The organism is Actinocrispum sp. NPDC049592, assembly GCF_040675465.1.
In the GTDB taxonomy this organism is placed as follows: domain Bacteria; phylum Actinomycetota; class Actinomycetes; order Mycobacteriales; family Pseudonocardiaceae; genus Kibdelosporangium.
Map to the genome: position 1 here is coordinate 41,835 of NZ_JBFAPA010000010.1, position 26,097 is coordinate 67,931.

General features: G+C 67.7%; 22 protein-coding genes. 9 read left to right on the forward strand and 13 right to left on the reverse strand.

What is annotated here, in order from left to right; genetic code table 11:
- Positions 1-225: 225 nt before the first annotated feature.
- Entirely contained in the window at positions 226-432 is a 207-nt protein-coding gene (locus tag AB0J95_RS25045) for a sigma factor-like helix-turn-helix DNA-binding protein (protein WP_364762279.1), read from the reverse strand.
- Entirely contained in the window at positions 429-941 is a 513-nt protein-coding gene (locus AB0J95_RS25050; RefSeq protein WP_364762281.1) for a hypothetical protein, read from the reverse strand. Before AB0J95_RS25050 ends, AB0J95_RS25045 begins: the two co-directional genes overlap by 4 nt.
- Before the next feature lie 432 nt (positions 942-1,373).
- On the opposite strand from AB0J95_RS25050, the gene AB0J95_RS25055 reads away from it, so the two are divergent.
- The gene (locus tag AB0J95_RS25055) at positions 1,374-1,532 is read left to right on the forward strand and encodes a DUF6307 family protein (protein ID WP_364762284.1); all 159 of its coding nucleotides are present in this window, start codon (positions 1,374-1,376) and stop codon (positions 1,530-1,532) included.
- A gap of 146 nt (positions 1,533-1,678) precedes the next feature.
- Positions 1,679-2,824, forward strand: coding sequence for a hypothetical protein (locus AB0J95_RS25060; protein ID WP_364762287.1), 1,146 nt, complete (start codon positions 1,679-1,681; stop codon positions 2,822-2,824).
- 4 nt (positions 2,825-2,828) lie between these two features.
- Here AB0J95_RS25060 and AB0J95_RS25065 read toward each other — a convergent pair whose 3' ends face one another.
- A complete protein-coding gene (locus tag AB0J95_RS25065; protein WP_364762290.1) occupies positions 2,829-4,388 on the reverse strand; it encodes a radical SAM protein in 1,560 nt (519 codons plus the stop codon).
- A 1,156-nt stretch (positions 4,389-5,544) separates the two neighbouring features.
- Between AB0J95_RS25065 and AB0J95_RS25070 the strand changes: the two genes are divergently transcribed.
- The 5 genes from AB0J95_RS25070 to hpxZ all read left to right on the forward strand — a co-directional run bounded on the left by AB0J95_RS25070 (position 5,545) and on the right by hpxZ (position 9,842).
- Positions 5,545-6,195, forward strand: a complete 651-nt coding sequence (locus tag AB0J95_RS25070) for a GntR family transcriptional regulator (RefSeq protein WP_364762293.1) — start codon at positions 5,545-5,547, stop codon at positions 6,193-6,195.
- A 161-nt stretch (positions 6,196-6,356) separates the two neighbouring features.
- Complete coding sequence (locus AB0J95_RS25075; RefSeq protein ID WP_364762295.1) at positions 6,357-7,049, forward strand: isochorismatase family cysteine hydrolase; 693 nt, start codon at positions 6,357-6,359, stop codon at positions 7,047-7,049.
- A gap of 25 nt (positions 7,050-7,074) precedes the next feature.
- Positions 7,075-7,767 carry an isochorismatase family cysteine hydrolase gene (locus tag AB0J95_RS25080; RefSeq protein ID WP_364762298.1) on the forward strand — a complete coding sequence of 231 codons (693 nt, stop codon included), beginning with the start codon at positions 7,075-7,077 and terminating at the stop codon, positions 7,765-7,767.
- Between the two features lie 21 nt (positions 7,768-7,788).
- Entirely contained in the window at positions 7,789-9,396 is a 1,608-nt protein-coding gene (locus AB0J95_RS25085) for a regulator (RefSeq protein ID WP_364762301.1), read from the forward strand.
- The gene (gene hpxZ / locus AB0J95_RS25090; RefSeq protein WP_364762304.1) at positions 9,393-9,842 is read left to right on the forward strand and encodes an oxalurate catabolism protein HpxZ; all 450 of its coding nucleotides are present in this window, start codon (positions 9,393-9,395) and stop codon (positions 9,840-9,842) included. Before AB0J95_RS25085 ends, hpxZ begins: the two co-directional genes overlap by 4 nt.
- A gap of 149 nt (positions 9,843-9,991) precedes the next feature.
- Here the strand turns inward: hpxZ and AB0J95_RS25095 are convergent, their stop codons facing one another.
- The 4 genes from AB0J95_RS25095 to AB0J95_RS25110 all read right to left on the reverse strand — a co-directional run bounded on the left by AB0J95_RS25095 (position 9,992) and on the right by AB0J95_RS25110 (position 18,140).
- On the reverse strand, positions 9,992-11,512 hold the full coding sequence (locus AB0J95_RS25095; RefSeq protein WP_364762307.1) for a PQQ-binding-like beta-propeller repeat protein: 1,521 nt from the start codon (positions 11,510-11,512) through the stop codon (positions 9,992-9,994).
- Complete coding sequence (locus AB0J95_RS25100) at positions 11,512-13,077, reverse strand: glycosyl hydrolase family 28 protein (RefSeq protein WP_364762310.1); 1,566 nt, start codon at positions 13,075-13,077, stop codon at positions 11,512-11,514. The genes AB0J95_RS25095 and AB0J95_RS25100 overlap by 1 nt, the downstream gene beginning before the upstream one ends.
- Before the next feature lie 354 nt (positions 13,078-13,431).
- Positions 13,432-16,071, reverse strand: coding sequence for a fibronectin type III domain-containing protein (locus tag AB0J95_RS25105; protein WP_364762313.1), 2,640 nt, complete (start codon positions 16,069-16,071; stop codon positions 13,432-13,434).
- A complete protein-coding gene (locus AB0J95_RS25110) occupies positions 16,068-18,140 on the reverse strand; it encodes a glycoside hydrolase family 3 C-terminal domain-containing protein (RefSeq protein ID WP_364762316.1) in 2,073 nt (690 codons plus the stop codon). The genes AB0J95_RS25105 and AB0J95_RS25110 overlap by 4 nt, the downstream gene beginning before the upstream one ends.
- A 198-nt stretch (positions 18,141-18,338) precedes the next feature.
- On the opposite strand from AB0J95_RS25110, the gene AB0J95_RS25115 reads away from it, so the two are divergent.
- Entirely contained in the window at positions 18,339-18,977 is a 639-nt protein-coding gene (locus tag AB0J95_RS25115) for a hypothetical protein (protein ID WP_364762319.1), read from the forward strand.
- A gap of 85 nt (positions 18,978-19,062) precedes the next feature.
- On the opposite strand, the gene AB0J95_RS25120 is transcribed toward AB0J95_RS25115, so the two are convergent.
- The 4 genes from AB0J95_RS25120 to AB0J95_RS25135 all read right to left on the reverse strand — a co-directional run bounded on the left by AB0J95_RS25120 (position 19,063) and on the right by AB0J95_RS25135 (position 21,959).
- A complete protein-coding gene (locus AB0J95_RS25120) occupies positions 19,063-19,185 on the reverse strand; it encodes a hypothetical protein (protein ID WP_364762322.1) in 123 nt (40 codons plus the stop codon).
- Positions 19,186-19,334: 149 nt separating this feature from the next.
- On the reverse strand, positions 19,335-19,745 hold the full coding sequence (locus AB0J95_RS25125; RefSeq protein WP_364762325.1) for a hypothetical protein: 411 nt from the start codon (positions 19,743-19,745) through the stop codon (positions 19,335-19,337).
- 123 nt (positions 19,746-19,868) lie between these two features.
- A complete protein-coding gene (locus AB0J95_RS25130) occupies positions 19,869-21,137 on the reverse strand; it encodes a PHB depolymerase family esterase (RefSeq protein ID WP_364762327.1) in 1,269 nt (422 codons plus the stop codon).
- Between the two features lie 402 nt (positions 21,138-21,539).
- Positions 21,540-21,959: a tetratricopeptide repeat protein gene (locus AB0J95_RS25135; protein WP_364762865.1), complete on the reverse strand. Its 420-nt coding sequence runs from the start codon at positions 21,957-21,959 to the stop codon at positions 21,540-21,542.
- On the opposite strand from AB0J95_RS25135, the gene AB0J95_RS25140 reads away from it, so the two are divergent.
- Positions 21,843-22,250: a hypothetical protein gene (locus AB0J95_RS25140; RefSeq protein ID WP_364762887.1), complete on the forward strand. Its 408-nt coding sequence runs from the start codon at positions 21,843-21,845 to the stop codon at positions 22,248-22,250. The two genes, AB0J95_RS25135 and AB0J95_RS25140, sit on opposite strands and share 117 nt — an antisense overlap.
- 35 nt (positions 22,251-22,285) lie before the next feature.
- Here the strand turns inward: AB0J95_RS25140 and AB0J95_RS25145 are convergent, their stop codons facing one another.
- Positions 22,286-22,453, reverse strand: a complete 168-nt coding sequence (locus AB0J95_RS25145; protein ID WP_364762330.1) for a hypothetical protein — start codon at positions 22,451-22,453, stop codon at positions 22,286-22,288.
- 87 nt (positions 22,454-22,540) lie between these two features.
- Complete coding sequence (locus tag AB0J95_RS25150; protein ID WP_364762333.1) at positions 22,541-26,032, reverse strand: ricin-type beta-trefoil lectin domain protein; 3,492 nt, start codon at positions 26,030-26,032, stop codon at positions 22,541-22,543.
- Between the last annotated feature and the right edge of the window lie 65 nt (positions 26,033-26,097).

Sequence of the window (26,097 nt, forward strand, 5' to 3'; positions counted from 1 at the left end):
GCCGGACCGGCCTGCATGGCGTGCCTCCGTGTGCTCGACGACAGGGCCGTGGCACATGGCGGGTCGCAGGCCGCACCGAGGCCATCTACCAACAGTACGGGGTGGGGGAAGGGGATGCCCAGCCGGGCGAGAGGCCGCGTCAGCGGGATTCCGCGGGGGCCGGCCCGAACCTTGCCCGGACGGCCGTGCCGCGCCCGCCGCTGACAGTCTGTTCACGAAGCCGGCTCACCGGCACCTGCGCCGGTCCGCCGCGATCAGTTCCCCGCACAACACCGGCAAAGCCCGTTCCCGCGCGGTGGAAACGGCTTCGGGCGTTGAGCCGAGTACGGCGGCGGTCTCCGCCACCGTCAGCTGCACGACCAGCCGTAGCCGCAGGACCTCCCGCGGTGACACCGAAAGCAGCGCCAGCAACCGTCCCGCCTGGTCGTTCACGGCCTGCCTCCCGGCATGCCGGCGAAAGCCGAGATCCGGGTGGCGAGCTCACCGGCGCCGGAATGGGTGCCGAGGCGTGCGGCGTCCGCCCCGAGCGGGCGAAAGCAGTCGCGGATCCGCATCGAGGCGAGGTTCTCCGCCGAGGCCAGGGCGCGTAACCCGATGTCCACCCCACGGTCGACATCGTCGTCGACAAGATGGCACATCGCCAGCGTGATCTGGCTGAACGTCCGGCTGCGGGCTCGGTCGTCGCCGTAGCCGCCGGTGGCCTCGGTCAGCGCGGCGATCGCGATCCGGGCGTGCTCAGGGTCCACCCGATGGGCGAGTTCGCTGTGGACAGTCCCGGTCGCGGCGAGCATGTCGTTCTGGGTGAAGGAACCCCGTTCACCGGCCGATGCGAACCGCTCGCGGCCATCGGCCATCATCTCGCAGGCCTCGTCCGCGGCGCCCATCGCGGCGTGCGCCCACGCCTGGTGCATCAACACCGCGCCCGGCCAGCGCCAGCGCACGGGTGAAATACCCCTCCGCCTGGGGCGCCAGCCCGATATCGAAGGACGCCCAGGCGGCGAGCCGGATCCTGTTCCCCGGGCAGGGCACTGGGAGCTGCCATCGCGATGCTCCTGAGATCGCCGTGGACAGAGCCGAACTCGCCGCCGGGGTCAGGAGCGGTCACCGGGTTTTCCCCGGTTAGTGACGCTACACCCGTGCGGCCGTCGGTGCCTTCACCCGATCGGGCCCTCAGGCGGTCCGGCCGACGAGCACCCCCAAGGGAGGCGGCGGCCGGTAGTGACCCTGGCCGATGGCCGGTGTCGGCGTACACTGACCCTACCGAGGGCATGTCGAGCGCAGCCAGTCAAGGCCTGCGCCGCCTTGGGCACACATCAGAGCCTTGGATCACGCTCTTTCGTGTCAGCGCATTCCCGCACTACCAAGGAGACCTGATGACCGCTGCCATCAAGTACGTGTCCCCATACCAGCACCGCGTCAACCTCGTCGCGGACACACTGCGCAACCACTCGAAGCTCGACGAGAAGGCGGCTCTGGACCTCGCCGAGCGGGTGGTGGACGCGCTCAACCACATCCCGGAGAAAGTGCGCTGAGCACACCGGGCGCGCCGTTATCGTCCACAGTGGACGATAACGGCGCCGCCAGTCGTCCGCAGCCGCGAACCTACCCCGGGAGATCCTCCATCAGCGTCTCACTCCTTGTCCCGCCCGCTGTCAGCGCTCCTCGTTGTCTCACCGATGTGTACGGTCCGGGCGTCGCCGTGTGCGCGCGACCGGAGCTGGAAGCGGGTGCGCCGGCCGGCAGGCACCGCCAGAACCGCGACATGGTCTCCGCCAGGCCGATCGCGGTCGCCGCCACTACCCCCGTGGTCTGCAGCGCGGGCGGCACGGACCCGGAGCTGCTCGCGCACATGCGCGACGGTGGCCTGCCGGTCGGCACCGACCTGCGTGAGTTCCGGACCGAAACCGAGTTCGCCGCGCGTGTGGCGGAGGCGATGGCCGATGGTCTGCTGATGTCGATGGAGTACCCGCAGCCGACCACGTTGTGCCCGGACGAGCAGGCGCTCAAGACCGGCCGGCTGGTCGGATACCTCAACAACAAAGCCACCATCGACACGTTGGTAGCCCCGGACTTCCAGGCCCGCCGGCACGTCGTGACCCGGGGGCAGCTCGACTGGGCGGCGCCGCACAGCAGGTCCTGGGTGCTCAAGGCGGCGACCGACGACGCGCACGGCGGAAGCCTCGACGTCTACCTGCACAAGGCGGGTGGGCCGATCACGCTGCCGCCCTTCGTGGACGTCCTGGCCGAGTTCGTCGTCGAGGAGTACCTGGAGATCGACCGCAACTGGGGACTGCAGCTCTACACCGGCGCGAACGGCACAGCGCACCTGCTCGCCGTCACCGAGCAACGCGTCGACGCGGCCGGGATCTACAACGGCGGCCGGTTCGGCGTGGTCGCCGCGCCACCGCCGGAGCTGCTCGCCGAATGCCTGGCGATCACCCGGCGCGCCGCCGACCGCGGCTATCGCGGCCTGTGCAGCCTGGACTGCGCGCAGACCCGGGACGGCAGGCTTGTCGTGCTGGATCTGAACTTCCGGATCACCGGCGGGTCGATCCCCTTGCTGGCGCTGCAATCGGTCCGTCCCGACGCGCTGGACCGGCCCGCCGAGTCGGTGAAACTGACCGTGGCCGCTTCCGTCGCCGAGCTGCTGGCCGACCTGCGCCCCGAACTGGCCGGCGACGGACTGATCGTCACCGGCGGCCACGACTCCACCCGCACCGACCACCCCGTCAAGCAGAGCACCCTCCACCTGCTTGTGGTGGGCGACGATCCCGGCGACGTGGCCGCGCGCCGGACGGCGCTGGAAGCGATCACCGGCTGGTGACCGCTCACCCCTCGCTCGTCGCGGCACTTCCTTCCACGGCAACGGGATGCGGCCGGCGGGGGGCCGGTGACAGGTCCGGTGTGCGATCGGCGGGCGAGAGCAGCTCGGCGTAGCGGCCGAGCATTCGCTCACCGATGTTGTGGTAGAACGCGGGCAAGCTGCCCGTCCGTCCTTCGTGGAACGCGAGGAAGCCCGGGTCGGACCGCAGCATGCCCAGGATGTGCTCAAAACTCCTGACGTCGGAGCGGAAACTCGCGGTCCGGGCCCGGTGGACGTACCCGACGGTCCGGTTGGCGGTGGTGCCCAGCCGCCGGCGCAGCATCGCGGGCGAGGAGGCGTGGCGGTAGAGCTCCACCAGCTTCTCGTAGTACGAGATCGGGTCGTAGTGCTTGATCGTGGTCACCAGGTAGGGCGCGTAGTAGAAGCTGAACGGCATGGCCGCGAGGATCCGCCCGCCGGCGGCGAGCTCGTCGTGCAGCGGGGTGCCGCCGAACGGCACCGGGATGTTGATCGTCGGGTAGGCGAACGGGGCGAGGTCCATGAACCGCTTGGTCAGCTCGACCGGCTCGTCGCCCTGGTCGGTGTCCAAGCCGAACATGAAGTTCGCCTGCAGGTACGGCACGTTCTCGGCCAGTTGGGCGAAGTGCGCGGCGACGCGCTCGACCTTGGCCACCCCGGCGGCCCGGCCGACACCGGCCTTGTTGGAGTAGTCGGTCCACGACTCGACACCCGGCGCGACCATTGCGCAGTTGGTGTCCCGCAGCCGCCGCGGCCGGTCCCCGCGCAGAACGGTGAGCGAGCTCTCGATGATGTACGGCGGCCGTTCGCCCGGCGGCTGGGCCTCCAGCGCCTCGAAGACCTGGTCGAACTTCACCGCGAAGTTGGGGTCGTGGAACACGATCAGCCGCCCCGGCAGGTTCCTGGCGAGGTAGCGCAGATCGGCCTTGAGCCGGTCGGCGGGCAGCTGCCGGTACGTGCTGTTCCAGTCGATGCAGAAGTCGCACCGGTACGGGCAGCCCATGCTGGCGAGCATCGGCACCGCGGAGAGCATCAGCGGCTTGCGTCCCAGGAAGAAGGCCGACGCGCGGATCTCGGGCATCCGCTCCTCGACGGTGGGAACGTCGTCGAACGGCCGGGCGGCCGAGATCATGCTGCCCGGGTCGAACTGCCCGGCCAGGATGTCGGTGATCAGCTCGGGGTCGGATTCCCCGACCACGAGGTCGAAGAAGCGCAGGCAGTCCACCGGGAACGCCTTGGCGTGCGGGCCGCCGATCACCGTGCGGATCCCGGCCCGGCGGTACAGCTTCGCCAGCGCGTAGGCGAGATGGCTGACCTGCGTGTAGCAAGAGATGAACACCACGTCCAGGTCGAGCGGCAGCAGCCGGTGCGGCCGGCCGAGGCCGTAGTAGGTGGCATAAAAGGTCTCGTGCCCCATTCGCCGGCACCACACCGAGATGGCCTGGGGAGTGATGCTGGCGTACTGCTTGGTGATCAGCAGCTGGTAAGCGAGGTCCACCGGGCGCCGCGCGGGCGGACCCAGAAGATCGAGGATTCCGACTCTCATCCCGCGGCCCCCTTGACTGGGTGGATCGTGCCTGTGCACTGAAAGCGACGTCAACCAGGGTCAGGAGCGAACGCGACGATCAACCGCCAGCCTACTCCGCCAAGCCCCGCGCCGTGGACTTTGTCCGCGGTGGCGGGTCGTCCCGGACCGATCCACGGCACCTGTTGGTCCTGATGCGATGGACCGGCGATGGGCCCGGCCAGCGTGACCAGCACGGTGCACCTCGCCGGGCGCGGCCTGACCCTCGTGCCATCCTGTTTCTGTTGGGGAACCCATCACCTGGATTGATCCTGAACTCCCGCCCGTGCTGGTCTACCGGGCACACGGGCACAAAAACCCGTCTCCCGCCGACCTCGAAACCACACAAAGCCTGATCTCACGCCCTTGGTCGATCTACTCGATGTGATCACGCCCGGCCGGCTGCCCGGACTCATACGTCCGACACAGCGCCAGCTCGACAGCGGGTCAACGCCACCGCGCTTCGCAGCAGCAGACCCACATCCTCAAGGAAGTCCCGCCCTGCTAAGGCATTGTGGCGGTGACCAGGATGGTCCACCTCGGCCACCACTCAGTGTCCACATGCAACAGAGAAGACACTCCCCCGCCACCTGAGCCAGGCACAGGCCCGTGACGACACCGGTCGACACTGACGGTCGGAGTCATCGGCGATGAGACTTCATGCCCTGACATCTGCGGCCGCCCTGCACTCACGTCCTGGCGATTTTTACATTTCATCACACACGCAATTAATTGCGGTTGTAGTCATGAAAACATCTTCAATAGGTCAGCTCGCGCACACCGAGACCGGCACGAAGGTCTACCTCGGAGCGATGCGCGCCAAGGGCGTTGCCCGATACCGGGAGATGTGGGCGCGGCTCTCCGGACGCCCGAGCTGCGTGTCCTGCGCTTGGCCATGACAACCGTCGGGACTCGACCGCAAAGGACACCTATTGGCTACCCATCCCCCACGCCATGGGCACCAAGGGTGGTCACCACCCGATTCATCGGCCACGAACAGTTCGCCTCAGTGTCGGTTCCGCGCAGGCATCGTGTCCGATGGGTGCCGTGACGCGGTGTTCACCGGCCGCGACGGATGCTGACGTCCCGTTATCATGGGGTGGCCGGATGTCGGATCGGGCGGGGAGGTGGGGGCTGCGTGTCCGATGACATCGTCGTTGGTATCGCGCCGCCGAGCCTGGTCGAGACCGTGACCGGTCGGCTGCGTGAGGACATCCTCAGTGGCGAGCTCGCGCCCGGCGACCGCATTGTGGAGGAACAGCTGACCCGGCGGTTCGGCATCAGCCGGGCGCCGTTGCGTGAGGCGTTGCGGCTGCTGGGCCAGCAGGGCCTGGTCGAGCACCTGCCGCGCCGGGGTGTGCGCGTGGCCACGGTGTCCGAGGCCGAGGTCGACGAGTTGTTCGAACTGCGTGACGTCCTGGAACGGCACGCGATCACGGTCGCGTTGCGACGGGTGGACCTGGATCTCGCCGAACTGAACGCCGCGCTGGAGATGCTCGCGGGGGCTGTGGATGCCGGTGACAGCCTTGTCGCCGCGGCCGCGCATCGCCGGTTTCATCTCGCGCTGGTCGGACTGGCCGGGCGCTGGCACCTGCGGTCGGCCTACGAGCCGGTGGTGGCCAAACTCCAGCTGTACATGGCGACCAACCTGCAACGTGAAGCCACCGTGCGTAGTCCGGTCGAAGGCCTGCGCCGGCATCGGCGGTTGCGAGACGCGCTGGCCACCCACGATCTGGATGTCGCGCTGCGCGAGTTGAGCGACCACGGCGCCCGCCAGTTCCTCGGGTAAGAGGTCGCGCAGATGGAGCTGGTAGGTGAGGACCCTGACGCTGGCATGTCGAACGCCCTGAAGATCACCAAATTGCGCGACCTCCAAGTCGACAACACCGGTAACTGAGACGTAACTCGCTACGGTCCTCCCGGAAATCAAACGGTCGACAATCGACAACCATGACCGCGCGGATAGGACCGGTTCCGGCAGACCCCTACCCCTGGCCCTACGACACGGTGGTGCCGATCGACAGGGTCGCCCTGCTGTGCATCGACTGGCAGACCGACTTCTGCGGACCCGGCGGCTACGTCGAGCGGATGGGCTACGACCTCGAACTCACCAGAGCGGGCCTGCCCGGCACACAGAAGCTCCTTGCCCACGCCCGCGACGTGGGCATGCTGGTGATTCACACCCGGGAAGGTCACCTGCCGGACCTGACCGACCTGCCGCCCAACAAGCGTTGGCGTTCGGCCCGGATCGGCGCGGAGATCGGCAGTGCGGGGCCGGCCGGGCGCATCCTGGTACGCGGCGAACCGGGCTGGGAGATCGTCGATGAGGTCTCGCCGGTGCCCGGTGAGGTCGTGATCGACAAGCCGGGCAAGGGCGCGTTCTACGCCACCAATCTGGATTTGGTGTTGCGCGCCAATGCGATCAGCCACCTGATCCTCACCGGCATCACCACCGACGTGTGTGTGCACACCACGATGCGGGAGGCCAACGACCGTGGCCTGGAATGCCTGATCCTGTCCGACTGCACCGGGGCGACCGATCCAGGCAACCACGCGGCCGCGCTGAAGATGGTGACCATGCAGGGTGGCGTGTTCGGGGCCGTTGCCACTTCCGATGCCGTGATCGGGGCGACAACCGACTGAGCCAGACGAAAGGGCGCGATAGCCGATGACCACTCCCCTCACGGTCGACGCCGACCCCACACCGTTTCTGTTCGAGCCAACCACGACCGCGCTCCTGGTGATCGACATGCAGCGGGATTTCGTCGAACCGGGCGGGTTCGGCGAAACGCTCGGCAACGACGTGAGCCGGCTGCGCGGGGTCGTCGCTCCGCTCCAGCGAACCCTGGCCGCCACGCGTGCCGCCGGCGTGACGGTGATCCACACCCGCGAGGGCCATCTGCCGGACCTGTCCGACTGCCCGCCTGCCAAACTCGAGCGCGGTCGCCCGTCGATGCGCATCGGCGATCTCGGCCCCAACGGCCGCATCCTCATCCGCGGTGAACACGGCCACGGCATCATCGACGAACTGGCGCCCGCCGAAGGCGAACCGGTGATCGACAAGCCGGGCAAGGGCGCGTTCTACCGCACCGAACTCGGCACGGTGCTGTCCGCGGCGGGCATCACCTCTCTGGTGGTGACCGGCGTGACGACCGAGGTCTGCGTGCACACCACCGTCCGTGAGGCCAACGACCGCGGCTACGAATGCCTGGTGCTGTCGGACTGCGTCGGTTCGTACTTCCCCGAGTTCCAGGACGCCGGTCTGGCCATGATCTCCGCGCAGGGCGGCATCTTCGGCTGGGTCGCTGCGTCGTCCGCCTACATCGCCGCGATTTCCGTTCTCACCGCCCCGGCCCGTTGAGACCCGTGGAAGGAACCGGTCATGTCCATCCTCGCGCGTGCCCACAACCGCTCCGACTCTGGTTCCAGGCTGCCGTTGTGGGTCAGCGGTGACCTCAACGCCTTCTTCGGTCTCGGCTTCAACGTTCTGGTGAACGTACTGGTGCTCACCGGGTTGTGCCTGGGCGTCGCGAAGATCTCGTCAGGTGACGTGTACGGGGTGATCCTGCCGGCCCTGGGCATCCAGCTGCTGATCGGCAACGTCTACTACACCTGGCTCGGCAGGCGCCTGGCCCACAAGGAGAACCGCGACGACGTCACCGCCATGCCGTACGGACCCAGCGTGCCGCACATGTTCATCGTGACGTTCGTGATCATGCTCCCGGTGTACCTGCGCACGAACGACCCGATCAAGGCATGGCAGGCGGGCCTCGCGTGGTCGTTCATCATCGGGCTCATCGTGCTCCTCGGCGCGTTCGTCGGCCCCTACATCCGGAAGTTCACGCCACAGGCGGCGATGCTGGGCACCCTCGCCGGTATCTCCATCGCCTTCATCTCGATGCGCCCGGCCGGCCAGATGTGGGCAGCCGCGTGGATCGCGCTGCCGGTGTTCGCGTTGCTGCTCATCGGTTTCTTCGCCGGCGTCACGCTGCCGTTCGGCATCCCGATCGGCCTGGCCGCGCTGGTGCTGGGCACGGCCATCGGCTGGATCGGCGGCTACATGCACCCGGCGGACGTGTCCGCGGCCGCCAAGGACATCGTGACCGGCCTCCCGTCGTTCCAGTTCGACCGGCTGTGGCACGGCCTGTCCGAGATCGGGCCACTGCTGGCCACCGCGATCCCGTTGGGCATCTACAACTTCACCGAGGGCATGACCAATGTGGAGAGTGCCGCCGCCGCGGGCGACAACTTCAACCTGCGCAGCGTGCTGCTGGCCGACGGCATCGGGGCGATCGTCGGTTCGGCGCTCGGCTCACCGTTCCCACCCGCTGTCTACATCGGGCATCCAGGGTGGAAGGAGGTCGGCGGCCGCACGGCGTACTCGATGCTGACCGGAGTTGTCATCGCGGTCCTGTGCTTTGGCGGCCTGTTCGGTCTGCTCAGTGCGCTGCTGCCGGTGCCGGCGATCGTGCCGATCCTGCTGTACATCGGCCTGCTGATCGGCGCGCAGGCATTCCGTGTCGTGCCACGGCCGCACGCGGTCGCGGTGGTCATGGCCATCATCCCCAACATCGCGGCCTGGGCGACCGGCCAGATGGACAACGTGCTGTCGGCGGCGGGTACCAGCGCGGCCAAGATCGGCGAACCCGCGCTGGAGAGCGCGGGCGTGGTCTACCAGGGCCTGCACCTGCTCGGCGACGGCGCCATCCTCGCCGGACTGGTGCTCGGCGCGATCACCGCGTTCCTCATCGACAAGCAGTTCTGGTGGGCCGCCGGCTACGCGGCGGCCGGCGCGGTGCTGTCGTTCGCCGGGTTGATCCACGCCGAGCAGGTCGGCTGGAACGCGGGTGGTGGTCAGGTCGCGTTGGGCTACCTGTTCTTCGCGGTGGTCTGTGCGGTGTTCGCGTTGTTCCACCGCGATTCGACGTCCGAGCCTCAACCGGTCGCCGCGGACCTGATCGACGTGAAGCCCGCGGCGTCCGCCTCGTGAACACCACCAACCGGGTCGTCGGCAACGGGACCACCGGCCCCGTTGTCGACGACCCAGCCGTGCACGCCGAGGTGTGCGCGGCCTTCGCCCGCTACGAGGCTGCCCTGCTGGTCGGCGACCATGCCGTGCTGAACGACTCGTTCTGGGCCAGCCCGGCCACCGTCCGGTTCGGCATCGACGACCACCAGCAGGGAATCGACGAACTACGCGCGTGGCGCGCCACGCAAGGTCCACTGAACGACCGGAGTATCCAGAACACCCGGATCACCACGTTCGGCACCGACACCGCCGTGGTGACCACACTGTTTCGCTACCCTGGCCGGACAGTCGTGGGCCGGCAGAGCCAAACGTGGATACGGATGCCCACCGGCTGGCGAATCGTCAGCGCACACGTCTCGGAGATCACCACCGACATCGAGTCGACGATCACAGATCCGCCACGGTGACCGATTGGCTGAGCAACCCGGCCGGCGTCACCACCTGTTCGATCGGCTCCGGAGACCCTGAAGTCACCGAAGACATCGTAGACATCGAAGTCACTGTGAGATGACGTGCCTTTCGTCCCAGCAGAACGCTGGGACGAAAGGCACGGTTTTCACGGAATGGACCAGGCGATCAGGTGGCCTGATGTGCCAGAGCCGAATCCGCCTGAGTTGCCGTCGACCATGTACAGCACGCCGTTGGCCATGATCGGGCTCGACCAGTGGTGCTGCCCGATCGGCCCGGTCCACGCGACCTTGCCGGTCACCGGGTCGATCGCCTGAACCTGACGGGTTTTGAACGTGTCGGTGTGCTCACCGCCGCCATTGGCCGCGTAGAGCACCCCGTTGGCAACGAACGCCGAAGTGGTCCAGCTGTTCAGCAAGGTCCACTTCAGACTCAGGCTGGGATTGCCGTTGGCGTCGACGGCGATCTGGAATCCGGCGACGCCGCCGTGCCCGGTGACGAAAGCCCATGCGGCGCCGTCTTTCGGGTTCGTCCACACCGCACCCTGCGAGCGCATGTTGCCCATCTGCGGGAACGAGAACACTTGCAGCTCCCCGCCGAGGTTGCCCGCTCCGCCCTTGCCGGACAGATCGGCGAGGTTGAGCAGCCTGATCTTGCTGTCCTTGCCTGGCTGCACGCCAAGGTGCGGGACCTTCGGGCTGATCCCGGCCGGCATGATCAGCAGGCCGCCACTGCCGATGTCCTGATCGGACTTCACCGACGAAGCCCAGTTCGACGGCGTGTAGCTGTCGACCGGGTACCCGCCGCCGTCACGCATGGCGGTACTCCCGTCGGGCGGCAGCGCGACCCAGCTCTGCCGCCATACCTTTCCCGGCACCCAGGTCGTGCCGTTGTTGGTACCGCCCATCTGGAACAACCGGTTCAGCGACGAGTCAAAGGACGGCCCGCGTGACCACGGGTTCGGTCCGTTCACCGAACAGTCGTTGGGCTGGCCGGGCGCGCCGAAGTGGATGTCCGGCCGGTTCGCGCAGGCGAGGCTGAACACGTGCTGGGTTCCGGTGTTCAGGTTGATGGTGGTGATGTGCCCGTGCCCCTGGTTGGAAGCGTAGAGGTACGACACGCCGTCAACCGTCGCGATGGTCAGTGACGAACTGCTCTTGCCTGGACCGGCCAGCTGCGGCCAGCCGTTGCCGGTAACCTCGGCGCCATCGCCGACTTTCAGCTTGTGCACGTTGCCGTCGTTGGCGTTCACATAGATGTACTGCCGGTTCGGGTCGATCGCCGGGCTGGAATTGGAAATCCCGCCCCCACCGAGGTTCTTCGACCACACCTGTGCCCCGGTGCGAGCGTCGAACGCGGTCACGTGACTGTGTTCACCCTGCAGGAAAACAAGGTCCTTCACACCGCCCGGCGTGCTCACATCGCTGAGCATGACCGGCGCGCCATCGGGCACATCGGTCAGCGACACCTTGAACAGCTGCTTGAGCTTGCCGACGTTGGCCAGCCCGACCGTGGCCTCCATGGTGTCGTTCGCTGATTTGGCCGCGTCCAAGGCGAACTGCGGCCAGTCGTACTTCGCCACGAGATCCGGCGTGGCCGCTGCTGCGGGAATCACGCTCGGGCCAGCCAGCAGGATGACGGCGCCGAGCACGCTTGATATGGCTCTCATCAGCAGCTCGTCGACCCAGAGCTGCTGATCCGCAGCGCGCCACCACTGGTGTTCGCGCTGTTGGTCACGCAGTAGCCGGTGATGTTCTGGAACACCATGTCGGCCGGGCTGTTGGAGCCGCGTTGCGCGGTGAAGTGGTCGAAGACCAAATCGCTGCCGGTGTTCGCGATGACCGCGGGACGGCCGTCGTTCTTGCTGAACCTCACCGAACTGTCGATGAACTTGACCCCCTTGACGTTGTGCATGTACCAGCCATAAGCCGGGCGGGTGCCGATGCTGTTGGGGTTGTAGTTCTTGGGATCGTTGCTGGGCACGCCGGTTCCCATGGTGCCGTTGCCGCCGGGCAGTGTCAGGTTCACATTGGTGAAGGTCACGTTCGTGATCTGGCTGGCGCCGGACTCGCCCCACAGGGTCGGGCTGAACGATCCCGCGTTGGTGCCGGTGATGTTGTCGTAGGTGATGTCGTGGATGCGGCCGACGCCTGGACTGTTGCCGCACCGCTTGCGGGTGCCGACTTTCTGCATGATCGGCGACTTGGTACCGGACATGGTGATATCGCGGTAGTGCACATCGGAGATCACCGCACCATCCATGGACACCATGCCAAGACCCGACTTGCCCGCACCGGTGATGGTGATCTGCGAGAAGTTGTAGTCGGTGAAGTCGCCGCAGGTCTCCGAGCCGAACATCAGCGCGTTGCAACATCCGGCCGACAGGCGGGAATTGGTCACGGTGACGTGCCCGTTCGGCAGCTTGGCGCCAAGCGCGTAGTCGCTCTTGAACACAAGTGCGTCGTCGTTGGCCGCGATGCTGGCGTTGGTGATCTTGACATTCTGGGTGCTGATGATGTTCCAGCCGTCCCGGTCACCAGCGGTGGAAACGACCAGTTTGTCGGAGGTCACCCCGTTGCAGCCGTTGATCAGCGCCGCGAAGTGACCGCCGCGCTTGAGGGTGATCCCGCTGAGCGTGAAATTCGTGCACCGGGTGATCGAGATGATCTTGTCGGCCTGACCGCTCTTGGGGTTCCCGGTGATCAGGTGGCCGCCGCCGTCGATCGTGCCGCCGCCGGTGAAGGTCACGTTGTCGACCTTGTCGCCGAAGAACATCGCGTTGTGGAAGTGGCTGTGACCGTAGTCCTGGTACTTGTCGTTCGGGTTGGATTCCGGCTTGTCGTAGCCGGACGCGGAGCCGGTGATGGTCGACCCCGGGTTGACCTTGATCGTCACGTTGCTCTGCAGGTGAACCGTGCCGGCGAGCAGGTAGGTGCCAGGGCCGAACTCGACAACACCACCGCCGGACCTGCTGGCCGCCGAGATCGCGCTGTCGATCGCCGGAGCGTCGTTGACCACGCCATCGCCGGCCGCACCGAAACTCCGGACGCTGAACGTCGCGGGACCCGACGGCGCGGCCATCGCGGCCCCTGCCAGCAACGTCACGCTCGCAGCGCTCACCATCGCCAGCATCATCGTCTTGCCTGACAAGGCATTTACGAACACGAAGTCCGTCTCCCTTCGCGCCCCGTGGGCGCCGTTCCAAAATGTAAACGTTTTCAGGCGACGGTTCACCCAGGCTAGGAGCCAAGGATCGGATACGTCAAGGGACGTGACCCTTCGTGCGACCTCACGGCTGTCTCACTTGGTCGCACTCGCGTGGCTTTCCGTATGTGCCGCCTGCTGACGTGGCGACCGGTGATCCACCGAGGCGGCAACGATGACGTTCGGATTCGACCATGTCCTGATCGGGCAGTCACTGTTCACCGGTCTGACGACGTTCAGCTTGGCTCTCACCCCGGCCAGTTTCCACGGCCACGACCGGACCGCACGGCGTTGATCCTGGACGGGCGCGCGGACCGACCCCGGCACTCACCGATGAGATGCCGGCGGAGCTCCCCGAAACGTTGTGTCCTCTGTGGATGTTCTCTATGTTGTCCCGGTTGTGGCGGCGAATGATGCGGCTGGGCCGGTGCCGGTGCCGGTGATCGCGGCGACCGTGAAGGTGTAGGTCGTCGCGGGCCGGAGGCCGCCCACCACCCGGGTCATGCCTTTGACGGTGGGTTGGGTGACCAGGGCGTCACGGCCGTTGACCATGATCGAACGACCGTCGGACACGGTGATGAGGTAGCCGATCACAGGGGTGTCCCCGGTGTTGGCGGGTGGATTCCAGCGAATCGACGCGACGTCCGCGCCCGCCAGGGCACGTGCGCTCGTGGGCGCTGCGGGCAGTGTCCCGGGTCCCGGTCCGGGAATGACCGGGGCCGAAGGCAGCGACGGTTCGCTGGTGCCGAAAGCGTTGCGGGCGGCCACTTGGACGGTGTAGGCGGTGCCGTCCGTGAGTCCGGGGACCTCGACGTACGCGAGCCTGGCGAAGTCCGCGGCGGTCACTGTCGAGGTGATCGTCCGGCCGCCGCCGATCGCTGTCACCACATACGAGGTCACCGGGGAGTTGTTGAACGCGAACGTCGGATTCCAGGTGGCATAAAGCTTTCCGGACACCGCGAAGGTACCGGCGCGTGATGGCGCCTCCGCCGGGCCACACCCGCCGACGCGGCGGGTGAGCAGGGCTCGGTAGGCCGGTTCGAGGCCCGCGTTCGCGACGATGTCCGGGGGCGCGTCGGCCGGGTCGGCCAGGAGATGGTTGCCCCGGGTGATCGCACCTTTGTTGACGCCGTCGCGGTCGCCCTGCTCCCAGTAGTTGTTCTCGGTGAGTGTCGGGTCGTTGTTGCCGAGACCGTCACGGTAGTCCACGTGCACCGTACCGACGTTGAAGTACGGCGTCCGGTAGATGACGTTGCCGCGGATCGTCTCGTAGGTGTTGCCGTTGTCGGTGTAGATGCCCTTGCCGAGGCCCCACTGGTCGTGCACGACGTTGCCGGTGACCTTCTCCCCGTCGTCGAGGGAACTGCCGGTGATGCCCTGGGTGTAGATGCCGCCGCCGTCGTCGAGCATGAGCATGTAGTCGGAGATCAGGTTGTCGGAGATCGTGTTGTCGTGCGACAGGTTGGGGGTGGGCGGCTGCTTGATCTTGTCCGGCCAGCCGCCCCAGCCGACCGAGATCGCCGAGTAGCCGACGTGGTCGATCTGGTTGTGCGAGATGGTGTCGTGCACGGTGTAGCCGTTGACAATCGGCACCCCGCCGTGGAACTCGCGTGGCATGCCGTACAGGTGGTTGTCGGTCACTTGCACGTCGCGCACGGCATCGGCGTCGGTGGCCGGCAGTGGCTTGTCCACCCCGCCGATCTGCACGCCGTTGCCCGAGATGTCGGTGAACACGTTGCCGCGGACCGACGATTCCTTCGTGCCGTCGGCCAGATCCAGGCCGGCCGCGCCGAGGTGGCTGAACACGCTGTCGCTGAATTCGACGCGCTGGCCGTGCGAGACCGAGACGTTCGCGGGCTCCTTGGTCCAGGACGCGTACGGGCAGGTGCCGTTGGGAACGTACTGGCACAAGCCCTGCACCGCCCAGCCGTCGGCGCCGGTGTTGGTGTAGCCGGCCTGGATCTCGGAGAACCCTTCCGGCGACGACGGTGTCAGCCAGGTCGCGTACGAGTAGCGAAGCCCGCGGAACGACACGTCGTGGATCGGCGTGCCGGCGGTCCCGCGCGCGTCGACGAGTTTCTCCAGCGCGGGCATCTCGACGTCGGCGCGGCGCAGGTCCTGTCCCGGTCGCGGCAGGTAGTACACGAGGTGCGCGGACCGGTCGAGGTACCACTCCCCCGGAGTGTCCAGCAGCTCCAGGGCATTCTCCACATAGGTCGGATGGCGGCCGTTGGTCAGGTCGTACGGACCGACCATGTTCACGCTGCGGCCCGGGATGTCCGGGAACACCACACGTTTCGTCGAGTTGTTCCAGCAGGGCTGCGCCATGGTGATGGTGGTGCCGATGACCGAACCGAGCGGGCAACGTGGCTCGGTCCACTGGCCGAGACCGTCCCGCTGGATGTTCCACAGTGCCTCGCCCGCCGTGTAGACGAACTCGATGTCCTGCGGATTGCGCCAGTGGGCGAGCGTGTCCGCGCTGGCGGTGTACCCGGTTTCGTTCGTGGTCACGGTCACCGGCAACGGTCCCCGGGCACGCTGCTCACGGACTCCGTCGACGTACAGCTGACGCGTGTTGACGAGCCCGGCGGGCGCGGGCGCGGCGAAGAGCCCCGGGTGGGACGGGACCGGGCGCCAGCCGGTGACCCGCTTGCCACCACTCAACTCGGTACTCGCCGGGTCGGCGCTGCCCTGCCAGATGACCCGATGCCCGTTCGCCCCGGAGTCACGCGCGTCAAGGCTCAGCGGCTCACCGAGACGGAACACACCGGGTCCCAAGTGGACGGTGAGATCGCGGGTCATGCGCGGTGCCCGCGACCGCACCAAGTCCCGCGCGCGCTCGAGGGTGCGAACCGGCCGGTGCGCTGTGCCGGGTGCCCAGTCAGTCCCCGAGGGAGACACGTAGACGTCCTGGTTGCCATAGGCATCCGTGTCAGCCGCTGCGGTCGCCCCGTTGGCGGCGACCAAAGCTCCCGCACACACCAGGACGGCGGTGCGGCGCCGCATCGAGCCCCACTTGGTCATCGTGACACCCTTACCGGTGCGGACAGGGGAAGGTCGCGGGAGGAGTCGCCGACCGCCACTTGGTAGCGTCCGGCGACCGTGGTCCAGTTCTGCGCGGCACTGTCCCAGACCGAGAATGCGCGCTGGTCGAGGCTGAACCTCAGGTGCCGGCGCTCCCCCGGCCGCAGGAACACTTTGGCGAAGCCTTTGAGCTGTCGCGGCGGCTCGCCCGCGGACGCCGGGAAGGTCAGGTAGACCTGGGCCACCGTGGCCCCGGCGCGCGAACCGGTGTTGGTCACGTCCGCCTCGACGTCGGCCTGGCCGTGCCGCCCGAGCACCGGCGTCACCCGCAACCGGCTGAACGCGAAGCTGGTGTAGGACAACCCGTATCCGAACGGGAACAGCGGCTCCTCGCCTTGCGCGTCGTACCAGCGGTAGCCCATCTCCAGGTTTTCGGAGTACACAACGGTTCCGTTCACCCCGGGGTAGCGTTCCGGGATGCTCACCGGTGTCTGCGACTCCGTGCGCGGGAAGGTCACCGGCAGCTTGCCGGAGGGGTTGACGTCACCGAACAGCAGCGCGGCGAGCGCGTTGCCGTCCTCCTCGCCCGGATACCAGGCCTCCAGGATCGCCGGCACCTGGTCCACCCACGGCATCAGCACGGGCGCGCCGCTGTTGAGCACCACGATGGTGCGCGGGTTGGCGGCCACCACGGAGCGAACGAGGTCGTCCTGGTTGCCGGTCAGCGACAGGGTGGGCCGATCCGTGCCTTCCTTCTCCACGTCTCCGACGACCACCACGGCCACGTCCGCGGAACCGGCGAGCGCGGCGGCCGCTGTCGTGTCCACGCCGTCCGACGAGGTGACCTTGACGCCCGAACCGGCCCGCCGCTGGATGCCGTCCACCGGGCTCACCGTGTAGAGCGGGTTGACGTGCGAGCTGCCGCCGCCACCCGGGTGCGCCACACCGGCATACGGGCCGATCACCGCGATCGAGTGCACCGCGGAAGCGTTCAGCGGCAACCGGTTCGCCGAGTTCTTCAGCAGTACCGCGCTTTGCTCGGCCACCCGGCGGGCCACCGTCCCGCCGGCCGCGGCGTCGATCGGAGTGACCGTCCGCGGGTGCTCGAACAGTCCCGCCCTGATCTCGGTGGCGAGCCTGCGGGTGATCATGGCGTCCAGCGCGGTCATGCTCACCTTGCCGTCCACGACGGCCTGACGCAGTTCCTCGTCGTACGGCCCGTTGTCACGCAGTTCCAGATCCTGGCCGGCGGCCACCGAGCCGACCGCGGTGTGAGTCGCGCTCGCATCGGACTGCACGAAACCCTGGAAACCCCACTGCTCACGCAGCACGTCGGTGAGCAGGTGCCGGTTCTCGCACATGAACGCGTCGTTCACGTTGGGGTAGGCGCACATCACCGCGGCCACGTGGCCCTGCTCGACCGCGTCCTCGAACGCCGGCAGGTGGATCTCGTGCAGCGTCCGGTCGTCGATCACCTCGTGGATCGTCTTGCGGTCACGCTCCTGGTCGTTCGCCGCGTAGTGCTTCACCTCGGCGAGCACGCCTTGGCTCTGGATGCCCCTGATGTTGGCCACGGCGAGTTGCCCGGCGAGGTACGGGTCCTCGCCGTAGTTCTCGAAGGCGCGCCCGTTCTGGTAGACGCGGACCATGTTGACGTCCGGCGCCTCGATCAGGCTGTGCCCGACATTGCCGGTCTCCCGGCCTTCGACCACGCCGTAGTCCCGGGCCAGCCCCGCGTCGAAGCCGGCGGCGAGCGCGACCGGAGCGGGTAGCGCAGTCGCGTTGGGCTGCTGTGGCACAGCTCCCGTGCCCACCCCGGCCGGCCCGTTGGTGATCAGGAAGTCGGGGATGCCCAGCCGCGGAATGCCGGGCACGAACCGCGCGATCCCACCGGCGCCCTTCAGCGTGGTGTGCGTCTGCGAGATCTTCTCGTCCAGCGTCATCTGCGCGACGAGTGCCGCGGCGCGCCGCTCGGGTGTCGAGTGCGAAGCGTCCGGCGTGGCCCCAGCCGGCACGACCGGGACAAGCAGGCCCAAAGCTGCGGTGATCGCGCTGAGTGTGCGCCTCATGACTACTCAACCAAGCAGCAGAGATCCGATGAGTCAAGCCTCGAAGGGCTGGTTTTGGCATTTGTACTGCTCTGGGCGGATTAGACATCGGATGTAAGTGGTCCCCCGGGAACGTTCGCCTGAGCCGTTGCTGTAACCCGTCGCCGTATCTGTGGCTGGGCGTGCCTAAGGCAATACCAGTGACTTAAGGAGCAGCACATGAGACTGCACAGACGCCTGATGACGTCGTTGTGCATGGCGGCCGCCGCGATGGCGGTCGCCGCCAGCACCGCCTCCGCGGCCGTGCCGCCGCGCTTCGGCATCTCGTTCACGGGGACCACCAAGAGGGGGGATGATCCCGCCCAGTGCGGCGGAGCAAAGCAGCAGTGGGCGGCGATGCCGAACTGGTCGACGCCCATCCGGCTGGACACCGACGGCCGGCCTGGGGGCTGCCTGCTCGGGTTCGGCCTCCAGGACCCGTCGGGCGTGTTCGCCGGTGTCCACATCACCTACCAGTGGATTCCCACGGGCGGCGGCAACGACAAGCAGTGCGGCGCTGCGGGCCAGTACACGGTCCCGACCAACGTCGGCTTCGGCTCCAACATCGTGGTGGACACCGACGACAGCGCCGGCGGGTGCTACCTGGTCTTCTCGATCGACGGCCGCGACGACCTGGCGCTGGACGTGCAGTTCTGGGCCGACACCGACAACGGCCAGTGTGGCAACGCCCTGCCCGCGGGCGAGTACTGGACGGCCAGCTCCGGTCAATCGGTGACGCTCCTGGACGACACCGACGGCCGCCCCGGCGGCTGCGAACTGCAGTTCCGCCTAAGTAAGATCACACCCGGCCAGAGCTGAGCCGGCCGGACGGGGACGCCGGTCCTGACTCCGGCGCCCCCACCGACCGCCCGCTTGGGGCGCGCGAGGCGGCTGTCGAAGTCGATCACGAGTTGGCGGCGTACGCGCGCAGCAATCCGTGCATCCGGTATCGCCCCTGGGAAAGGGGTTCGACGAGATGCGCCCGCTCCAGGACGTCGACCATATGCCGCGCGCGAACGACCGGCACGCGGCAGGGTGCCGAGCTGGACGCGTGGGCGTCGGTGTCGTCGGTGTTGACACGCAGGCGGGCGTGAACCAAGCGCTGACCCGCGATTGAGCGGCAGGAACGCAGGTAGGAGCAATCCGGCGCATCGGATTGCTCCCACTGTTCTGCCGTCAGATCACGACGACGCCAACGATGTTCGACGTGGCCGAGGCGTACAGGTCCGTGCCGGGGAAGTACAGCCGCAGGTCCGCGGACACGTCGACGCTCAGCTTCAGGTTGAACGTCGAGTTCGGCTGGCAGGACTTGGAGGTCAGGTCGGCCCAGGCCGACGCGCCGACCTTGATCTGGGCGAAGACGTCCAGGCCGAGCCTCAGCTCACGCGAGTCGCCCTGGGTGCCGAGCTTGCCCTTGACCGAAAGCTTGTTGCCCTTCTTCAGCTTGACCTGTGCGCCGCCGGCATCCAGCACGAGCGTGGTCGGCTTGGCCATCGGCGCGGTCGCCGCCAGCCCGACAGCGGGCGTGACGAACAGACCCAGAGCCGCGCAACCGATGACGAGGATCCGTGCGAACTTGGTGATCATGACGCCCATGCTCGACCGCGCCGGATGACTCCGCTTGTGGAGACGGCCGAAACCGCCGGATCAGGTGATGGCGCTGCCCCCGCAGCGGGGCCGTGTGTTCCACTTTGGACAGGTCAGCCAAGCCTAGGCACAGGACATGCCGTTGAGGGCGAACGAGTTCGGTTTGGCGGTGTCCCCGGTGTGGGTGGCCTGGAAGCCGATGGTGACCGAACTGTTCGGCGCGATCACGGAGTTGAAGGTGACGTTGCGAGCCGTCACCTGCCCCGCGGACGGCGAGTAGGTGGCGTTCCAGCCGGACGTGATGGTCTGCCCGTTGGGCAGGGTGAACGCCAGTGACCAACCGTTGATGGACGTGGTGCCGGTGTTGGTGATGGTGAGGCTCTCGGTCATGCCGTTGTTCCAGGGGTTCACGGTGACCGCGACGGTGCACGAGCCCGGCTGTGGCGGCGGGGTGCTGGAGCCGTCCAGGCCGAAGAACGCGATGGCGTAGGCGGCCATGCCGTTCGCCGGCAGGCTGTGCCCGGCTCCTTGGATGCTGTACGCCTCAACCTGGACGGTTCCGGAGGTGTCGGCGTAGCGACGACGGTTCCAGCCGGACTGCGGGGTGTCGGTGGACGTCGGTGTCTGGCTCAGCCCGAACACGTTGGTCCACTGCTCGATCTCCTCCTGCAACAGCGAGTACGGCACGAGTGTGTCCGCTGTGCCGTGCCACAGTTGAACCCGTGGGCGGGAACCGGTGTAGCCCGGATAGGCCTGCCGGACCGCGTCGCCCCACTGCTGCGGAGTCCGGTTCATGCTTCCGCCGGTGCACTTGCTGCTGCCGGGCGGGTAGTCGGCGGCGTTGGCGAAGCAGTTGAACGGCACGCCCATGAACGCCGCGCCCGCCTTGAACACGTCCGGGTAGAGGGCGAGCATCTCGTTGGTCATCATGCCGCCGGAGGACGATCCGGTGGCGAACACCCGGTTCGGGTCGCCGCCGTAGCGTTGCTCGGCATAGGTCACCATCGACACGATCGACACCGGGTCGCTGCCCCCGCCGCGGTGCTTGGCCGCCTCGGACCAGGTGTCGAAGCAGTTGCCGAATCCCGCCTGCTGCTGGGCGCTCGGGTAGATGACGATGAACCCGTACCGGTCGGCGAGCGACGCGAACTGGCTGCCCGAGTAGAAACCGGGACCGGAGCCGCCGCAGCCGTGCATGGCGACCACGATCGCGGGCTTGGCGGGGCGGGAGTCCGGCACGTAGATGTGCATGCGCATCCCGCCCGGGTTGTTGCCGAACCCGGTCACCTCCACCAGTGCCGCCGCGGACGCCTGCGGCGCGAGCACCACCCCGGTGATCGCGACCAACAGGGTGCTGGCAAGTGTCACGAGCGCCGTTCTGATTCCAGTCATGTCGACCTCCGGCTGTGGGTTCCCGCGGCGGCGAAGATAGGCATGTTGTCGACGGCCGTCAAGAAAGTGACGAACATCGGGGTGGTGTGGCGAACCTTCCCCGGGAGCGCCTCGGGCGAGAGATGCCAGCATGTGGGGGTTCTGACGCGCCGCTCGGCGATCTCGGCCCCACCGGAAACTTTCATCCGCCGGGTCGGCGTCGGTCTGCGTGGGCACACCCCGACTACTGCCGAGGCGGCGTGAGTGTGCTGCGAAGGGCCAGGGCTTGGGTTTCGACAAAGCGGTAACGGCATTCGTAGACGATGGCCAGTGTGATTGTGTCTGCGAGTTCTGACCGCACAAGTTGATCACTGGCATGATCAACGTCGACGAGTTTCGACCGCACCGTTGCCTTCCTCGCGATCAAGCGTGGCCGGTACTCGCCGCACCTCCAGGTCGTACGTCCTCCGCTTTGCTCCGGGCGCTCCACCTGGACCTGCGCCTTCGCGACGGCCGGGAGAGGCAGGGATCGAGGAAAGCCCAAGCATGCCCCCTTCGCGGGCTGGGCGCCAGGCGCGGTCCGTTCTCGCGAACACAACCCTTCTCGACGAAGGCCGTGCGGTCGGTTGGCACGGAGAAACGCGGTCGCAACTGACGGACAAAACCAGCCAGTGCTTGCTCGAGGTGGCCCCATGCCCGATCGGTGTCGCCACCGGCGGAGACCGCGTGGGCGAGGCCGACGAGCCCTTCGGCCTGGATCCCGCGTTCGTTGATCTGCTGCGCGAGGCTGATCGCCTGCTCGTGGAGGTCCTCGGCTTCGTCGGGTTCGCCGGTGTCGCGCAGGAGGATTGCCATGCGCTGCAACGTCTCCGGCTCGGTGAAGCGGTGTTTGATGGCCATCGCCTCGGTGAGGTGGCGCCGGCGTCGTCCAGGCGGCCGAGGTGGTACCCGATGTCCCCGAGGTTGCTCAGCCGGATCGCGATGCTCAGCTGGTCCGGACCGGTGGAGTCAAGCGACCGGCGGGTGAGCCGCTCGGCCTCGGCGAGCCAGCCACACGCCACAGCATGCGGTCCGGATCGTGTGCGCGGTCGCGATGCCGTCGAGCCACTCCGACTCGCGGGTCAGGGTGAGTAACCGGGCCGCGTGGTCCATCGCCTGGTCGCAGCGGTTCAGTTACAGGTGCAGGTCGCGAAGCTGAGGTGAATCACCGCCTGCGCTCGGGCGTCCGCGGCGGATCTGGCGTGGCCCAAGGCCTTCCCGGCGATCGTGGTCCAGGTCGCCGGGCTGGCCCGCTTCCACAGGTACGGCCGCCGGGCGTCGGTCAGCAGCCAGGTCATCGGGTGCGGATGAAATAGGCGGCGCGATAGGGATTCTCGGTTCGACGGCGATCATGTTGTGCCTCTGGCCGAACGGCGACGGAACAGTCAGGTACCCAGGCGGAACTGTTGGGCGGACGAGCTGTTGCAATCGTAGATCTGGAGGTGGTCACCGGCCTTGCCCGCACCGTCGGGGTCGTCGAGACACCGGCCGGACTGCGGGTTGAGCAAGGTGCCGTTGGCTTGGCTGATCCACGTCTGCGAGCCGGTCGCGTTGCAGTCCCACAGTTGCACCGGGGTGCGATTGCCGGTGGCGCCGTGGACCACGTCGAGACACTTGCCCAGGGTCCGGACCGTGCCGTCACCGGGGATGGACCAGCGTTGGGCGTCGCTCTGGTTGCATCCGTAGAGCTGGATGGCCGTGCCGGACGCCGGATCCGCCTCGGACACGTCCACGCACTGCCCGCCCGGGCCGGTGACCGGTGTCGGCGGGAACCTCCAGACCTGGCCGGCCGCGGTCGAGCAGTCGAAGAGCCGCAACGTCGTGCTGCCACTGGGGTTGTCCAGGCAGCGGCCGGATGCCGGGTTCACCAGCTGGCCGTTGGCCTGCAGGCGCCAGTTCTGGGCGCCGGTGGTGTTGCAGGTGTACAGCTGGATCGGGGTGCCGTTGGCGGTCCCGCCACCGGCGGCGTCCAGGCACTTGCCCAACACCCGGACCGTGCCGTTGACGGGCGGCGTGAGCTGCTGGCCGGTGGAGTGGTCGCACGGGTTCAGCTCGATCGGCTGGCCGTCGTTGGCGACCCCGCCGCGCACGGCCAGACACGTTCCGTTGGCGGACAACACTTCACCCGCCTGCGGGTTGCCCGTCGCACTGCCGGACAGGGTAATGGTGTGTGCGCCGGCGACAGGAAGGCTCGCGGTCGTCACGGTGACCGTGCGGCTGCTGGAGTTGTACGACCACGCGGTCTCCGGCACCTGCGCGCCGTCGACGAACACCGCGGTGGGGGCGGACGCGTTGATCAGACGCAGTGTGTACGCGCGGGAGGTGGTGGCTCCCGGGTAGCTGCCGGTGGTGGCGCCGACGGTGAGCGTCCGGTTGGCGTCGTTCCAGGTGGCCGGGGTGCTGCTGGACTGTCCCGACCGGTACCCATTGCCTTCACCGGCGTCCTGGTACAGCGAGAAACTGCCGTTGGCACCGGCGCCGACGGTCAACGTCAACTGCGACAACGGTTGCTGCTGGTTTTCCACGTAGTCGGTCCGGGCCGGCAGGATGCCACCCGACTTGATCAGCACCGGCATCTCGGTCAGCGGGGCGGACAGCGTGACGTTCTGTGGGCCGGTGTACGTGCTGCCGGTGAAGTAGTTCGTCCACGTGCCCGGCGGGATCCACGCGCTCACCGATCCGTTCGACGAGGTGATCGGCGCGACGAGGACGTTGTCGCCGTACAGGTACTCCTGCGGATGCGTGTAGGCGTCCTCGTTCGACGGGTAGTTCACGTACAGAGGTTGGGTGATCGGCACGCCGGTCTTGTTGGCCTGCTGCGCCAACGTGTACGTGTACGGCACCAGGGATTCGCGCAGCCGCAGGAACCGCTCCGCGCTGGTGGCCGCCGCACCGGTGTAGTTCCACGGCAACCGGTCGCCGTGATCGGAGTGCAGCCGCAGGATCGGCTGGAACGCGCCCAACTGAACCCAGCGCGCGTACAGGTCGTCCGGCAGGTGCCCGCCGTGGAAGCTGCCGATGTCATGGCTCACGTTGCTCAACCCGGCTGCGGCCTCATCCGGGGTGAACCGCGCCTCGAAGGCCAGCATGTCCCACGTCATCGGGGTGTCCCCGGTGAACTGCATGGTGTTGCGCCGTTCCGACCACGGCCCCAGCGCGTAGTTGCTGTGAATCCCGCCCTGTTCGGCGCCGCCGATCCGGGCGAAGGAGAATCCACGCAGCCCGCGTGCGGTGGCGTCGTCGGCGTACGCCTGGTTGATGACGTTGTCCGCCGCCACATGCGGATCGGACGCCCGTGATGCGCCGCAGCCGGTGCAGTAGTCCAGCCACCACTCCCGGACACCCTGCTGCTCGAACGGATCGTGCACGTTCAGGTACGACCGCAGGTGCGCCGGATTGGTCCAGTCCCAGTGGTACTGGTTGCCGCCGTCCGCCGGCAGCCCACCGGCCTGCTGGCTGGCCGTCGCGAACTTCGGGTCGTCACCGGCGATGGACGGGTGGATGTTCATGGACACCGACAGACCCTGTTGCCCGGCCCAGGTCATGAAGCCCTGCGGGTCGGGGAACAGCGCGGGGTTCCAGTTCCACCCGTTCCATGTGGACGGTGCCTTCCAGTCGGTGTCCACCACCAGCCAGTCGATCGGGGTGAACGTGGACCGGAACGCCGGCAGCAGCGTGTTCTGGTAATCGCTTGCGGTGTAAGCGAAGTAACGCGAGTACCAGACACCGTACGCGGATCGGGGAAGCAGGTCGGTGCCGCCGGTGAGGGCGTTGAGATCGCCCAGCGCCTGCTTGTAGTTCTGGCCGTAGCCGAACAGGTAACCGTCCTGATAGGGCTGCGTGCCGTGGGACGGGCGGTCGGTGACCGTGTGGTCGGCGTTGAGCAGCGCGGTCCGGGTGTCGTCGAGCAGGTACCAGCCGCCGCGGTTGAGGATGCCCGGATGCTCCGGAGCCGGCACCGCCTCGGGGTTGTCCAGCGACCGGTCCCAGCCGCCCAGTGAATTGCTCGGCCCCGCGCCGTAGGCAGTGGTCAGCAGGCTCTGGTCGGCCGCGGGGAAACCGGCACCGGTGGCGGTCAGGGCGATGCTGTCCACGTTGACGTTGCCGGAGTAACCCGCGTCCTGCCCGATTCGGATGGTGTGGGTGCCCGCGCCGAGGTTGAGCGTGACCGACGCGGTCGCCCAGGTGTCCCAGGAACCGGTGACCGGCAAGGAGAACGCCGGCCCGGCTCGTCCGTCCACTGAGGACGACAGGGTCCTGGTGACGTTCTGGCCGTCGCCGCCCGCGGAGTTGGCGTAGCGCACGGTCAGCTGGTAGTTGCCCGCGGCCGGGACCCCGGAGATGTCCTGGACGAGGCTCGAGCCCTGCTTGGTGAAGCCCGCCAGGAAACCCGAGCCGCTGTAGTTCCGGTGGTCGTAGGCGGCGGAGGCGTCGCCGCCGAACAGCCCGTTCTCCGCCTGGCAGGCCGCGCCGAAGGCGCAATAGGACGGGAACGCCGGCGCCCCGGTCGTGCCGGTGCCGGCGAGCTGAACCGACGTGTTGGCCGAGGTGAACGGACCGCTGCTTTGGCGGTACCGCAACGTCATCCCGGCCGTGCGGATCTCCCGGACGCCGCCGGTGACGGTCGTGGTGAACGCGGGCACCGGCATGTTCCGGCTGACGGCGTTGAAGGTCGTGTTGTCCTGGAACGCGTCGTCCCCGGCGTACTCCAGGCGGATCAGCGTCGGTGTCAGCACCTCGAACCGCGCATGCCCATCGGTGACGACGTTCGTGGCCGCATGGGCCCGCGTCGGCGTGGCCACCGCGAGCGCGCACACGACGGCGACAGCGAGTGCTCCGGACAGAAACAGACGGGACGACAACGAAGAGCGCGACACAGGGCACCTCGCTGGATTCGCCGGTGAATCACGGGGGACGCTACGAATCTGACGATTGTCCACTG

Excerpts from the sequence above, each read along its gene's own strand:
- AB0J95_RS25055 (WP_364762284.1), top strand. The coding sequence starts at position 1,374 with ATGACCGCTGCCATCAAGTACGTGTCCCCATACCAGCACCGCGTCAAC.
- AB0J95_RS25065 (WP_364762290.1), bottom strand. The coding sequence starts at position 4,388 with ATGAGAGTCGGAATCCTCGATCTTCTGGGTCCGCCCGCGCGGCGCCCG.
- AB0J95_RS25075 (WP_364762295.1), top strand. The coding sequence starts at position 6,357 with ATGACCGCGCGGATAGGACCGGTTCCGGCAGACCCCTACCCCTGGCCC.
- AB0J95_RS25080 (WP_364762298.1), top strand. The coding sequence starts at position 7,075 with ATGACCACTCCCCTCACGGTCGACGCCGACCCCACACCGTTTCTGTTC.
- AB0J95_RS25085 (WP_364762301.1), top strand. The coding sequence starts at position 7,789 with ATGTCCATCCTCGCGCGTGCCCACAACCGCTCCGACTCTGGTTCCAGG.
- AB0J95_RS25095 (WP_364762307.1), bottom strand. The coding sequence starts at position 11,512 with ATGAGAGCCATATCAAGCGTGCTCGGCGCCGTCATCCTGCTGGCTGGC.
- AB0J95_RS25105 (WP_364762313.1), bottom strand. The coding sequence starts at position 16,071 with ATGACCAAGTGGGGCTCGATGCGGCGCCGCACCGCCGTCCTGGTGTGT.
- AB0J95_RS25110 (WP_364762316.1), bottom strand. The coding sequence starts at position 18,140 with ATGAGGCGCACACTCAGCGCGATCACCGCAGCTTTGGGCCTGCTTGTC.
- AB0J95_RS25115 (WP_364762319.1), top strand. The coding sequence starts at position 18,339 with ATGAGACTGCACAGACGCCTGATGACGTCGTTGTGCATGGCGGCCGCC.
- AB0J95_RS25125 (WP_364762325.1), bottom strand. The coding sequence starts at position 19,745 with ATGATCACCAAGTTCGCACGGATCCTCGTCATCGGTTGCGCGGCTCTG.
- AB0J95_RS25130 (WP_364762327.1), bottom strand. The coding sequence starts at position 21,137 with ATGACTGGAATCAGAACGGCGCTCGTGACACTTGCCAGCACCCTGTTG.
- AB0J95_RS25145 (WP_364762330.1), bottom strand. The coding sequence starts at position 22,453 with ATGACCTGGCTGCTGACCGACGCCCGGCGGCCGTACCTGTGGAAGCGG.